The sequence below is a fragment of the Poriferisphaera corsica genome, assembly GCF_007747445.1.
Classification (GTDB): Bacteria; Planctomycetota; Phycisphaerae; order Phycisphaerales; family Phycisphaeraceae; genus Poriferisphaera; species Poriferisphaera corsica.
Genome location: NZ_CP036425.1, coordinates 259,996 through 274,269, shown reverse-complemented (window position 1 = coordinate 274,269; position 14,274 = coordinate 259,996). Strand labels below are relative to the sequence as shown.

Sequence of the window (14,274 nt, the reverse complement as noted above, 5' to 3'; positions counted from 1 at the left end):
AGCTTGTATCAAGGATAAAAACGCCATCGCTTTGTTCAATATTTCAGATTTCCCTCGCCAAGATTCCACTTTAAATATCAATGCTATGCTTTTATATAGATTTATTCACCTCTAAACCACAATCGTCCAACATTGAAAGCACATCCTGGTAATGCGACATATCACGTGTCTCTAATACCACGCGTACACACACACACGCCACATCGGGCCCAGCGAACATACGATCATGATCAATGCACTGTATCGAAACACCCCCCTCACCAAGTAACTCCGTCAACCTCGCCAGTCCGCCCGGTCGATCACTGATACGTATCTCCAACGCATGTAATCTGCCATCAGCCGTCATTCCATGTTCAATCACACGATGCAGTGTAAACGGATCAAGATTACCACCACATAACGGCAACACCACATTCTTCCCTTCCAACTCACCCTTCAAAGGCCCAAGCAAAGCCGCCAAACCTGCCGCCCCCGATCCCTCAACAACAGCCTTCTCCAACTCAAGCAATCGCAATACTGCAAGCGACAATTCACCTTCAGTCACTGTAACAACTCGATCAACGCATTTCTGTGCAATCTCAAATGCACAATCACCAACACGCCCAACAGCCAAACCGTCCGCAAGTGTCGGCTCCGCTTCAACCATAATCGGCCCACCCGCTTTCATCGCTGCTCGATAACTCGCAACACGTTCGGGCTCAACACCAATCACCTCAACCTCAGGCTTCAAAGCCTTCACAACCAACCCGATACCAGCAATTAAACCTGCCCCCCCAATCGGTACAACCACAGCATCAACATCGGACACCTGTTCAAGCAATTCCAAGCCGATCGTCCCCTGCCCAGCAATCACATCTGGATCATCATAACCATGAACATACACCATTCCCTTCTGCTCAACTAAGGCATCCGCCTGTTCTCTCGCCTCCCCAAACGACTCGCCTGCCAATATCACGGTCGCACCAAATCGCCTGCACGTTGACACTTTTATCAACGGCGCAAACTTCGGCATAACCACTGTTACTGGTATACCCAGACGCTTTCCATGATACGCTAATGCAAGCGCGTGGTTACCAGCTGATGCTGCAACAACCCCCCTTTCCTTTTCAACTTCACCCAACCTCGCCAGTGCATTGGCGGCACCACGCTCCTTAAAACTTCCTGTACGCTGCAAGTACTCTCTCTTGCAAAACACCTTACAACCCGTGAGTTCGCTCAAATAATACGATTCACAACACGGTGTAAATTGAACATGATCATATATCCGATCACGAGCTTCCTTTACAGATTCAAAAGAAACCATAAGCAACCCCTTTATTGGTATAAAAACCCTCCACCCCAATACTTCGCTTGTAAATATTGATGACTTATAAGCGAATCAGCACAATGCCCGCACAATACTTCTTAACGCAGCCGCTAATCCAAACTTAATTCGAGATACTGTTTCGCGTTGTTGAAACAAATATTTCGAATCATTCCGCCCACCAGATCCATATCCATCGGCAACTCGCCTGCACGCATGTCTTTTCCGAGCATGTCACATAACAGTCGCCGGAAATACTCATGCCGCGGATACGACATAAACGATCGCGAATCTGTCAGCATCCCAACAAATCGGCTTAACAAACCTAAATTCGACAGCGCATCAATCTGCCATGTCATCCCCTGCCTTTGATCCAAAAACCACCAACCCGATCCCAATTGAATCTTTCCCGCCGTACTGCCATCTTGAAAATTTCCCAGCATCGTTGCAAACGCATAATTGTCCGATGGGTTCAAATTATACAAAATCGTTTTCGGTAAAGCCCCCTCAAGATTCAACCGATCCAAATACATCGACAACTTCTTCGCTTGTGAAAAATCGCCAATCGAATCAAAACCTGAATCCGCCCCTAATTGCCCGAAAGCCCTGCTATTATTGTTCCTCATCGCACCAAGATGCAACTGCTTCGTCCAGCCACGTTTCGCATCAAGCTGACCAAAGTACAACATCATGTAACTGCAAAAACAGTCCCCCTCCTCTGCTGTGATGAATTCTCCGCCTCGAGCTTTGTTAAATATTTGCCGCGCTTTCGCTTCATCACAGAAATTTACAAAACATACCTCAAGCCCATGATCCGACAATCGACAACCCAACTCATGAAATGCTGCATGCCGCGCATCAATCGCGTTTAAAAAGCTATTAAACGCTACAATATCAATATCCGCTGCCTCACCAAGTCGATCGACCCAATCATTAAATACCTTCCCATCACAAACCGTTAGCGCCTTGTCCGGACGGAATGTCGGATACACCTTTGCCTTCAAGTCTGAGTTTGCAAGCGCTTTGTGATGCACAAGATCATCTACCGGATCATCCGTCGTACACACGCACCTCACATCAAAACGATCTAAAATCCCCCACGCGCTCATCTCCTCTCCAGCCAATTTCTCATTTGCTTGATCCCAAATCCTCTTTGCAGACCTTTCATCAAGTAATTCATCAATATCAAAATAGCGCTTCAGTTCTAGATGCGACCAGTGATACAAAGGATTCCGCAATGTATATGGAACCGTCTTTGCCCAGGCCATAAACTTCTCAAACGGCTCCGCATCCCCAGTGCAAAAACGCTCCTCTACCCCATTACTTCGCATCGCCCGCCATTTATAATGATCCCCCTCCAGCCAGATATCGTATAGATTGCCAAACCGTCTGTTGCACGCTAAATCCGCAGGCGGCAAGTGACAATGGTAATCCAGAATCGGCTCGTTCGCTGCATACTGTTCATACAACGCCACTGACTCTTCACAGCTCAATAAGAATGCGTCATGTATAAACGCCATAACTCAAACACCTTCTATATGTTCTGCTTGTAATTATTAACTTTGGTTAAGCGCTTCTAAATGTCGCACAAAATGCTCGCGCAAAACCTCACGATAAGTTCCCTGGTGCTCAGCCAATAACTGTTTCACCACACTTCCCAAATCTGAATCTGTCAAAATTGAACCAAACGTGCAATGCAAAATCTGACGTCCCGGCTTCGTAAACCCCTTTAATTCTGGCACATTCTCCCAGTGTTCCAAATATTCACTCACCAGCTCATGATTATCGCTAATCTCATCCGCTGGCCGCACGCCCCTCAACGTCGCAGATACATGATACGTCGCACGATCACGCTCATAATGATCACGAGCAAACCTCACAATCCGACGAAAATCACTCGGCGAGTGAATCGCCACCACCCGTAATGCCTCCAAAAAACTCGTCCCCGCAGTCTTCACATGAAACACGCCCTCTGTTGCGCGATTCAACAACGGATAAATCGAAATCTTGTCCGAACCCGAATGAAGCGACAGCTTATATGGTCCAAGCCGCTTCGCTATCGCGGCGTGCCCGCGCATACTCTCTTCCAAAGCCGCCAAATCCCCCTTGTAATCGACACCTTTTTCTAACTCTCCGATAAAGCGTGGAGCCAAACTCACCACAGGCAAGCCTGAATTCATCAGCTGCTCAGCAACAATATAGTGTTCAACCCAAGTTGTCGGTTGATCCGTTTCATCCACGCTGATCTCTAGCTCACACGCTCGTCCTATCTTCTTATTTTGCTCAACAATATACTGGCCAAGTTCAAGCGCCACATTGATCGCACGACCATATTTTACTGCTGCACGCATCACACTTTCATCATCAAATGTGATATCCATTCCTTCACATATCTCAATGGATTTATCAACATAAGCCTCAATCCATGGCACCTCATCACGGATAATCTCAAAACGTGATGTTAATTCTTCTTCAACATAGTGATCCGCTTTTTGATCGACATGATCTGATGGATCAATCGTAAAAAACACAAAACCCGCGGCCACCGTTAAGTCAACATCTTCTTTTGTCTTCAGGTGATCCGCATCTGCCCCCCACACGTCCACAAACCCCTCTTTCTTTAATCCAACCTGGGCATCTCTCATCACTGTCTCGGCGCTTCTACTCGTCCGCGCCATTTCACGAATCGACTGCTGTGCAAAAATTCCCTTAATCCCCGCGCCTGCCTCTTTTAAAGCTGCCACATGACCCTGCGTCGCCATTCCCAAACGGTCACCAAAGCCAATACTCGGCGTCAATCCCAAAACTTTGGGCACGTCTATACCTACCGATGAAATTGATTCACTCATATGAATTTCCTATCAAGTCTTCGCAAGTTAAGGTGACAAATATTAACAATTCCCTGTTTACCTATTTTTTTATACAGATTCATAAACGGGTACTCTCCGATTGATCTGAATCTATAGCAACTAGCTCTTCAACGTCCTCGTCGCCCTCAACCTCTTTGAATGCGAGATCTTCAGCATTAATGTGGCCGAGGACGCGTCCATCGTCATTAACATTACGTTTGAGTGTCGCAAGGCGTTGGAAGAGTCGGCGCAAATCCCATGCGCCTCCGATAGAGAACCAGATACTCGTGACTGTGCCGATGACAAGGGTGAGACCGATGTTTGTATACCAAAAGTAATTCGCCCAACCGACAGGACCGAATGCAAAATATTTAACCAAGAGAGTATTGCATAGAACCGCAAAAATCCAAACGGCGAACAGCACTATACTATAGACGAAGACACTGACCGAAAGGATTTTATCACCGCGAGTAAATTGGTCGTCGAAACCAAACAGGATCGTTTTCCAGTTCTTCTTACCGCCACGTTCGTATTCCGGACGTGCTTTACGATCTTCTTCACGCATGTACTTACCGCGGTGGAGCATGCGGTCGAGGTTGAACGGCTTTTTGCTGGTTAGCAGCGAGACCGTGATGTACAAGAAAACAGCTGAACACATGGTGGTAAAGTAAATTTCTTGTCCTGATATGGGGCACTTGTCGGGTGTTACTTCCCATTCGACAAACGGTAGGATGCTGCCGAACGATTCGAGTGTGGCGGTGAGAGAGGTGAGGACTCCGGGCATCTCTGTACTGAGGAATGGGTAGATGTAACCTGCCCAAGATTGAGTGAGTATGAAGCCGAGGACCGCGAGCGATGAGCCAGAAACCATGGCGGCCCATGCACCGGCGGAGGTACCACGTTTCCAATAAAGCCCACCTAGGATGACCGCGCCTGCACCACCAAGATAAACGCTGCCGGTGAGTGCGAAGAACATCAATATATAGGTAACTTGATTGAAGTAGAGCGACCAGAAGAATGCGAAGAACGCCACCCCAGCAATACTTAAACGGAGCAACCACATCTGCTGTTTTGGTGTAAACGGTTTTTTACGGAGGGGCAAAACAACATCCTGCACAAAGATGGTGCCCCAGGAATGCAGGTAGGTTGTATCGGTGCTGATGAGTAGGAAGACCATGACTGCGCAGAACGCGCCAACAATACCAACTGGGAGGATGTGCCGGAGTGCAACAGGTACAAGCATCTGTTCACGGATTTGGCTGGTGGATGCCTCGGTGGCAAGGTTGATCTTTTGATGCAGTTCCTGCTGCACCGCTTCGGCGCCTGTGGCGAAGTCGGGGTGGTTCATGTAGGTGAAGGCGGCAACTGCAAGGAGGATGACCATGAGCACGGAGAAGCCGGTACGCCACGTACTGAGGACGTTGCCCATTTTCTGTTCGTGAGGTGATGCCGCAGCAGCTTTGTAGCCCTGTCCGCCTTGCCATGAGAGCATGTTGTAGATACTACCCATGAGACCAACGATGACATAGAAGACGTTGAATTCTTTGAGCTTGCCCGTGTCAAAGGGATCGAACATGCTTTCGCCAGGTGGGCGTGCTAACATCGCATCCTGCATTTGATCCCAACTGAAGTACATAAGAATAGTGATGGTGATGGCGGCATAAAGGACATAGCTGAAAATGCCAGCAACGCAGTCTGTGACCATGGTCATGATCTGACCGCCGATGAGGACAATGGTGACAGCCAGCGATAAGAAACAGGCCATCACTAATCCGAATGTCGGGAACTGCAGGCCTAAGATGGAAATAGTTTCAGGGAGTTCACAGAAGTAGATCAGGAATCGCCCGCCTACAGCAGGAAAGAGTGCATAATTTATGACGCCGCTGATCCATGCAAGAATGCCCGCGAAAATGCGGAATCTTTTTGAATAACGGACTTCAAAATACTGAGCCATCGTCATGGCGCGTGTTTCTCGGTAACGGTAAACCGCAAAACCGGTTAGCGCGATGAGAATGATGATGGGCTTGTTGAGCATGCCCCAGAATCCGATTGCGAAGCCGGACTTGTAGTACATTTCACATAGCGCGACAACCGTAATAAGACCTAGTCCAGCTTCTCCAGAAGCAACGGCGACAACATACCGCCCTGCCACACGTCCGCCTACGAGGAAGTCGCTAACTCCTTTGACGTACTTATTAACTCGCAAGCCAATAAAACCGACAACAAGCAACGGCACAATACAAATAGCCCAGTCAATCCAGTGCAATTGAATAGTCCTTTAAATGAAGTAATTATCGAACACATTCACGAGTAAGATCCGCAATCTGAACAGGCTTACCTGTTTCGATCGCTTTATTTGCAGCCACTCCAAGCAAAATCGATGAAGCTCCATCATGATGGTTTGCATCACGTTCAAGCGGGTCATTTTTCGCGTTTTGATTGAAAATACGATCTAACAAAATAGCATCGCCGCCGCCATGCGCACCTTTGCCCTCCGGTATCTCAAGCTCTTGTGCAGGCTCGAACATTTTTTGAAGACGTATGTACTGTTCGCCTTGATACTGCTGAGCAGCGAGCTCTTCTTCAGACTGACCCGCAATTAAATGGCCTGCCCCGCGCCCGAAATATTCAATCTGCCCCTTGGTTCCAGTGATCGTGATACGTTCTCCTTCCCACGGACAGTACGCCACAAGCGTGTAGTTAAGCAGCGTGCCGTTGGTATAACGCGCGCTAACAGCCATGGTGTCTTCCGAGGTGATAGGCCATTTTTTCTCGCCGCCGAACACATTACGGTCACGGATGTAACCCGAGTCTCCCTCAGCATCCAGATAGATCGCTTTAAGCATGTCATCGCGAAGATCAAGGCCAAAACGATCCGACATTGGATTTTCAAGGTCTTGATAACGCTCAAAATCATATTGCTCACCACGCGCCTTCGCATTCTTCTCACCATAGAATGACAAATCACCCATCGCAAAAACAGTTTCTGGCTGCGCACCAATAATGAAGTTTACCAAATCAAAATGATGCGTGGATTTGTGTACAAGCAACCCACCACTGTAACGCTTTTCCCTGTGCCATCGGCGGAAGTAATCCGCACCGTGACTGGTATCAAGGTACCACTGGAAATTAACCAGTGTCGGCTCCCCGATTTCGCCGGAAGCAACCACCTCTCTTAGCTTGGAAAACGTAGGCATATAGCGATAGTTAAATGTCACACGAACATTCCCACCAGTGCGATCAACCGCATCAATAATCTGCTGAGCCTTGTCTTCATCAATGGTCATCGGCTTTTCAGTGATGACATCACATCCCAATTCAAGCGCCCGGATAATGTATTCGTGGTGCGTAACATCCGTTGAAGTAACGATAACGGTTTTTGGCTTTGTCTGAGCAATCATGGCATCAAATTGATCTGCCATGAAGGTTTGTACCGGCGGCGCCTCATAAGTCTCAGCGAGAAATTTATTCCAGGTTGCCATCCGCTGGGCACTAATATCACATAAACCGACCAACTCAGCCTGTTCTGCATAACTGCCGTAAATTGCATCAACAAACATTCTACAGCGGCCGCCTGCTCCGACTAATGCATACCGATGACGATCCATAATATCACACGCTCCATTTTACATTTGATCCATAAACTACAATTTTGTTTGAGGAGAAAGCCTCAATCTTAGATGTTAGTAAAATAGATCATTTAAGCTATCACAAAGCCACGCAGACGCTTGACAATTTCGCGCATTCTTGAGATTATACAAAGATATGCTTATCTACATTGCGCACGGTACAAGACGCTATCATCAGCAGCCGGTTATTCCCCATCCAAGGCATACATGGGAGTTTCAAGCGGTCGCAGAAGGTCAGATTTGCCCGGTAATTCCCGACCGTAAGATGTCGGCTTCATCCCGCCGCCTTTGGGTCTTTCCACCAAACCATATCCATGGCTGGACAGGCATCCCCAAAGAAGAAGCATGTGTGGGTGTTGCCCATTTCGATCATGTACCAAATGTACTTCACAGCGCATTGAATGACAGCAATGGTGTGTCCATTCCACTGTCCGTATCTTTGGCGAACCATTTAATAAGATCGTTTTCAGAACTCGAAGAGCACACATCAAAACGTCATGAACATCTAGACCTGCGTGCCCAACATTTACTACTTGAACTAACACTTCTCGTGCTTGACGATTTGAAAATTACAGATAAAGCTCATACGGATCAAGCAAAGACACTCGTACAGCGCTGCATGGGCTGGTATGCCGCTAACATCACCGATCGCCCAACAGTCCATGAGATGGCCGAAGCACATGGCTATTCTGCAAGTCAACTCAGACGATTATTTGTAAAGTCCGGCGTTTCATCACCTTTTAAAGCGATGCATCTCATTCAACTAGAACGTGCAAAGTACCTGCTAAATAGCACAGATGAATCACTATCACGTATCGCATACTTAAGCGGCTTTGCTTCGCTATCCGCCTTCTCAAGAGCCATCAAACAAATGACTGGCAGCTCACCCTCTGATCTTCGTGAGCAGCAATAAAGAGGTTATACATTCAACACACGCCAAAAAGATTGATTTGATAATATCGCAACTGAACCAACCACTTATTAGACGACCATGTGTTAACTATCATCATAGTTTGCGACATATTCATCTATTCAAGCGAACACAAATCTAATCATGATCAATAATCATCAAACCTTGTTGGTACAAGTCCGTTAGGTCAACATTACGACCTTTGGATGCTTCAATCAAACGAGTTGCCTCACTACCACTCCCCATTTTCTGTAAATATTGAACCAATCGATAATCCTCCCAACCTTCACGAGCCGCTTCCGAAGCGCGCGTGGGGATCGGACCCGCAGGACCGGGATATACAATCTGATAATCCGCAGCATTACTATTCGTTGCCAGATCGCGATCATCGTCAATCCAAGCACTGCCACGAGGCCGAGAATAAGAATAGAAACCCCAGCCATCCCAACCTCGACGCATCGCTATCCATGGCAAACGACGGTAAAATAGTACATTTTTCGCGCGTTCACTCTTAGCATGCTGAGAAGCCACCTGATAAAATGCATTAACCGACAAATCGATGTCGAACAACTTTCCACTTTTCGGATAATCGATTAACAACAAACTCGGCGCAGACACATCGACATATTGGTCATACCACCCTTCCAATCCGTCGTAGACCACAGGGTCTTTTGCCGTCCCTTGTCCACCACCAATCCAAAAAATCGGATTGCAATACAACTGAAAATTTGGATCTATCTGCTTGGCTAACTTCGCATAGGCAGCGAATGCCGCAATGTTATCTTTATCAGGCTCATCCCAGAGTTCCCCAAACCATTGATTGTAATTCAAGCCAAGTGACTTAGCCCGCTCAACAAATGATGTAAGCCGTGTTCGTACAGCAGCTTCATCTTCATCTGTAATATTGCTGGGATCGAGTTTGTTTGTAAAACCACGATCAATATGACTCCACGGCAAAATATAATCATAAAAAATCGCATGCCCTCGTTCACGAGCAAGTGCATTGATTGTTCCTGGCTCGGGGAGCCCCTTCCAGACGCTGATTCCAAGCGATTGCTTGTAATCCACTTCCTTTACTTGCCGGTCCATCGCACTAAATGGGAACGACTTGGTCGTCTCACTCCAACTATGCACCCACGCCTGCGCTTCGGGTAATGTCACATCGCGTACGTTAACCTGAATCGGTAGGCTAACGCCCTCATCAGTTTTAAGCGTAGCTTGATATACACCCGGCTTCGCACCTTGAGTATGCACTTCAAGCCAGATCACAGCGGCGCCTGCCGGATTTAGTATCAAATCAGGAAAATGTGCAATACCGTATCCATTGGTCAGATACTGATGCATCAAATCTGCATCAAGCAGGTCTTCACGAGCAAACAATGGCCCAATCCCCACACCATATTTTTGGGATGCAATGGCACCCCCAACCCTGATCACACCATAAACCTCATCCACTGGCTGATTGTCTACTTGACGTGTAAATCCTGAGAGCACAACTTTCGTATGCAACGGCTGCTGATCATTCGTATTGACCAGAGCCAATGCCCGCGGTTCAATTTCGTTACGCGCCATCGATATCTCTACCTCTGACAACGGATCAGGCAAGATCGGCTCATGCGTCAGTCGATCCCAAGTCGCTAATTCACCCCACACCGCCGCTGCTTGACCACTCTCTCCCAATCCGCGGCGCCACGCCCAAAATTCGGTAATCGGAAACGCCGTCGACTCAACACCCGGGATTGATATCGCTGACGGTGTCTCTGCAACAGATGACAAAACAACCGGATGATATGATGGCGGCACAACCGCTGGTTCAATCGCAGAATCTCCCCAGGCAAAAAACTGATTCAGTTGAGCTGGGCCTACAGCCGCCTTAATTTTAATACGCAGATACCGAGCTTCGACAGCCTCATTAAAAACGATGCGCCGCAATGACCATACAGAAGCTTCCGCCTTTTCCATAGGATAGTCTGCGACGACCTGCCACAGTTTACCATCTTGCTGACGCATGGCGACCTCTACCGAAATATGTTTGCTTTGCGACAACAAATCAATTTCGTTAAAACGACACATCTTCTGGAAATCAAACACGACCACCAACGGTCCCTCAGAAGTACCAACAGATAAAAAACGATCGATCCATCCGCTTTGAGTTGTTTCCCAACTTGATGGCATCGGCGGACGCATACCAACCCCGTTTAGCAAACGGCGCCCGAATGAGCCAGACTCATTACGCCATAAATCTGCAGGCGCGTTCGGCTCCGATTCATAGGTGTATGTAACACCTGTCACGATACGTTTTCCCCAAAAACCATCATTATCTGAAAGCAATTGCCCAACAGGACGTGACGTGACTGTGCCATCCCACCAGCGAACCTGAAGATCATCCGATGCATCAATTGGCGTCGCAATTAACAACACAAATAAAGAAACAGTAAATACTAACAATTGTTTCATATCAAAACCTTTAGAACGTCTTGCGTAAATACTCACTTGTTGACCAGAAGGTCGTTTACGATTTGATAAGGTATTGGCCGCTATATTTGCTGTTTACTCACTTTGCAAGACCAGTGAATAATCACACAACTTTGTATAGAGCATACTCCTACCATTGCATCGTATGGGCACCCCACAGTGTCACACTGAACTCTGACTCGTCTGCTATTTTCCACGCAACGTGACCATCGACGTAAGCGACATTCATGCCATCAACATGATTGTTTGGTAGAAAATTAACCGCACCAACATAATCAGAAAACCATCGTGAACCAAAGGTATGCCAATCCCCTGCCTCTTCCCAACCATCAATCACTGCCGCTTGTCGGCTTGGGACATCGGCTTCGTCAATCGGCATATCCAGCCGCGGAACCATAGTTCCAGGCGAATCGGGATAACTAGATCGCGGCCAACGATGAGAATAACTCGGCCACCCATACCAATTCCCTGGACTATTTAAACGATTTCCTAAGGAAGCCGGCAATCGATATGTGGTACCGATGGTGTAGTCATTATAATTGACATAACCAAATTCGATTTCTCCCTGCGATGGGCATAGCAACACTTCCAATGCCCCCGCACTTTCACTACCGGTATTGGGTTCCCCACCCTGACCAAAATACTGACGAATCGAAGCTTTTCCCCAAACCGACTCGCCATCAATCCGATCGTAAAAAGCTGAACAGGTCCCCCAATCTGTCATTGGGAACCATCCCTTTTCGTCACCAGCATACATCAACTGTGCTAAAACCGTTTGGCGCATGTTGGCAGCGCAGCGAATACGCTTAGCTTGCTCGCGAACACTTTGCAATGCCGGAAGTAGTATGCCAATCAATAATGCAATAATACTGATCACGACAAGGAGTTCGATTAAAGTAAAACCATATCGATTTGAATCATCCTTCCATGGAATGATCCAAATCGAATGACAGTTCCCACGATCCGCTTTATGTCGCTCACTACAGAATGATGTGCTCATCATAAATCTCCATGGGTCTTGATAGCTACAACAAAGTTATAGAACGCGCAATTCAACAGTACAAAACAAAACTAAAAACGGCGCATCATTAAGCAAGTTAAAGCTGCAACAGTAAGCCCCAGGCTGCTGGGCTCCGGCACGGCGTCGAACTTACCTTCAATCTCTAAAACACCGAAGTAACCAAAATCTTTCACTGCTGTAATATCGAGCACAATAAACCCATTACTGTCGGCCAAGACAGCATCGATTGAAACCGTCTGGTCAGCATTGTTAGCTGCATCAAGTGTTACGGCCTCGTGCTCAGCAATATCAACCTGAAACGCACGCCCGGGAGGGGAGCCTGCTGCACGCGAACCAAAGAACGTCAAGTCATAAGCTTCTCCCGGCACTAAACCTTCGAGACGAATCTGCGCACCATCACTACCCGTAACAAAGAATGAATCACGCTGAGCCGAGGAAGCATACACATCGCTCGCCACAACACCGCCTGCATTCACTGCTGAAAAATCATTGGTCACATTCAAGTCAACCGTAGTTACAACACCAGCATCCGTAATGGCATCCGCAACACGAACACCAACGCCGCCGGTACCGCCGCCAGCCGCTTCCTGAATACTATGAACGTTATTCCAATTACCCTCCGTGCGAAGATCGCTGATACCCGTATCACCACGGCCAAAATCAAATAAAACCACATCGGCTGAAGCCGTAGTCTCTGCCCCCAATAATGTACACATCATGATTGCAGATATAACACCAAATACTTTTTCCCGAGCATAAATCATGCCACGTCTCCTTAAAGAAATGATATAAAGTAAAAAAAACAACTACTATCGTGACATCAGCGTGATGGCGCAACAGCAGTCGATTCACGAACAATCAAACCCGCCGGCTTCACTTGCGACTCAAGAATCTCCGGCGCAATCGGCTTTTGATCAATTAGCTTGCAAAGAACTTCCGACGCAATGCCACCGGCGTGGGCAGAATCAATATCAACTACGGTTAAAGGCAGCCTTACTGTCGGCGGCATCAGCACATCATCCCAAGATACTAACGACACATCTCGGGGTATCGCCAATCCCAAACAATCGAAATAATTCATTACCAAGGGAACAAAATCATGCGCACCACAAACCAATGCTGTGGGACGCTCGTCACCAATAAACACCTGATCCAGGGCTTGACGAACCTGCTCATGATCCCGGGAATGCGTTACGTTAAGCCAGCACACTTCAAACCCCGTGTGCCGACGAGCATAAAGCTGCATGCCTTCGTGCTGCTCTTGACAGGCAGCAACATGTCGCCCTGCATTTAACAATGCAACACGACGATGCCCCAATGACGCAAGATGTTCCGCAGCTAACAGGCCGCCGCCGATCATATCAACGCGCACTCCCATCAACTGATCGCCAGCACAATGTTGATCCATCCACACAACCGGAAGCTGCTGAGACAGCGAATGAACCTGCGATGTCTCAGCCTGATGAGCTAGCACCACCACCCCGTCATATCTTGACAGATCAATTGACGCGAGCCACGACGCATCAGCCTCATCAGCACGACGCCGATTCATTGCAATGTAATGAACATGATAACCTGCGGCTTCAAGCGGCGATTGAATCCCCGACAAACGATGACTCATCACTGGATTAGCGAAATGAATTGAGTCATAAAGCAAGACAGCCACTGTCCAGGTTTTACGCTCTGTGCGTAACGCGACGAATCGACCGCTACCGCGTTTGCCCTTAACAAGACCTTCTCGCTGAAGCTCTTTTATTGCTTTCTGCACCGTCACCGCACTCACCCCCATGCGGCTAGCCAAATCTCGCTCCGTCGGCAGCCGCTCCCCTTCCACCACCACCCCATCACGGATCTTCTGGCGAAGCTTCTCAGCGACCTGAGTAAACAACGGCGGCCGCCTCCCGACTTGACTACCTACTTGTCCAGCAACTTCATCCATAAGTGGATAGTTTACCCCAAAACAACCCTTATGTCAAGTTCACTTGTGAACTTAACCAATAAACATTTTTATCTCATAAAGCACTTGTATTAAATATTTTAAACATACATTTATTGCCAAATTACACCGTAAAATTTGATTTATTTTT

At 47.6% G+C, this 14,274-nt stretch carries 10 protein-coding genes; 1 reads left to right on the top strand and 9 read right to left on the bottom strand.

Features of this window, described 5'->3' with window-relative positions; all coding sequences use genetic code 11:
• Window positions 1–91: 91 nt before the first annotated feature.
• The 5 genes from ilvA to KS4_RS01080 form a co-directional block, all read right to left on the bottom strand.
• Window positions 92–1,303 (bottom strand): threonine ammonia-lyase, encoded by a 1,212-nt coding sequence (gene ilvA, locus KS4_RS01100; RefSeq protein WP_145073373.1) that lies wholly within the window; start codon window positions 1,301–1,303, stop codon window positions 92–94.
• A 113-nt stretch (window positions 1,304–1,416) separates the two neighbouring features.
• Window positions 1,417–2,823: a glucuronate isomerase gene (uxaC, locus tag KS4_RS01095; protein WP_145073371.1), complete on the bottom strand. Its 1,407-nt coding sequence runs from the start codon at window positions 2,821–2,823 to the stop codon at window positions 1,417–1,419.
• 36 nt (window positions 2,824–2,859) lie between these two features.
• On the bottom strand, window positions 2,860–4,152 hold the full coding sequence (locus KS4_RS01090) for a tagaturonate epimerase family protein (RefSeq protein ID WP_145073368.1): 1,293 nt from the start codon (window positions 4,150–4,152) through the stop codon (window positions 2,860–2,862).
• A gap of 79 nt (window positions 4,153–4,231) precedes the next feature.
• Window positions 4,232–6,418 (bottom strand): sodium:solute symporter family protein, encoded by a 2,187-nt coding sequence (locus tag KS4_RS01085; protein WP_200761443.1) that lies wholly within the window; start codon window positions 6,416–6,418, stop codon window positions 4,232–4,234.
• 25 nt (window positions 6,419–6,443) lie between these two features.
• Window positions 6,444–7,760: a Gfo/Idh/MocA family protein gene (locus KS4_RS01080; protein ID WP_200761442.1), complete on the bottom strand. Its 1,317-nt coding sequence runs from the start codon at window positions 7,758–7,760 to the stop codon at window positions 6,444–6,446.
• A gap of 157 nt (window positions 7,761–7,917) precedes the next feature.
• Between KS4_RS01080 and KS4_RS01075 the strand changes: the two genes are divergently transcribed.
• Complete coding sequence (locus KS4_RS01075; RefSeq protein ID WP_145073359.1) at window positions 7,918–8,694, top strand: helix-turn-helix transcriptional regulator; 777 nt, start codon at window positions 7,918–7,920, stop codon at window positions 8,692–8,694.
• A gap of 135 nt (window positions 8,695–8,829) precedes the next feature.
• On the opposite strand, the gene KS4_RS01070 is transcribed toward KS4_RS01075, so the two are convergent.
• From KS4_RS01070 to KS4_RS01055, 4 genes are all read right to left on the bottom strand, one after another.
• A complete protein-coding gene (locus tag KS4_RS01070; RefSeq protein ID WP_145073357.1) occupies window positions 8,830–11,148 on the bottom strand; it encodes a hypothetical protein in 2,319 nt (772 codons plus the stop codon).
• Between the two features lie 148 nt (window positions 11,149–11,296).
• Window positions 11,297–12,166, bottom strand: a complete 870-nt coding sequence (locus KS4_RS01065; RefSeq protein WP_145073354.1) for a type II secretion system protein — start codon at window positions 12,164–12,166, stop codon at window positions 11,297–11,299.
• A gap of 71 nt (window positions 12,167–12,237) precedes the next feature.
• Window positions 12,238–12,951 (bottom strand): PEP-CTERM sorting domain-containing protein, encoded by a 714-nt coding sequence (locus KS4_RS01060; RefSeq protein WP_145073351.1) that lies wholly within the window; start codon window positions 12,949–12,951, stop codon window positions 12,238–12,240.
• A gap of 56 nt (window positions 12,952–13,007) precedes the next feature.
• Window positions 13,008–14,126, bottom strand: a complete 1,119-nt coding sequence (locus tag KS4_RS01055) for a LacI family DNA-binding transcriptional regulator (protein ID WP_145073348.1) — start codon at window positions 14,124–14,126, stop codon at window positions 13,008–13,010.
• Window positions 14,127–14,274: the final 148 nt, after the last annotated feature.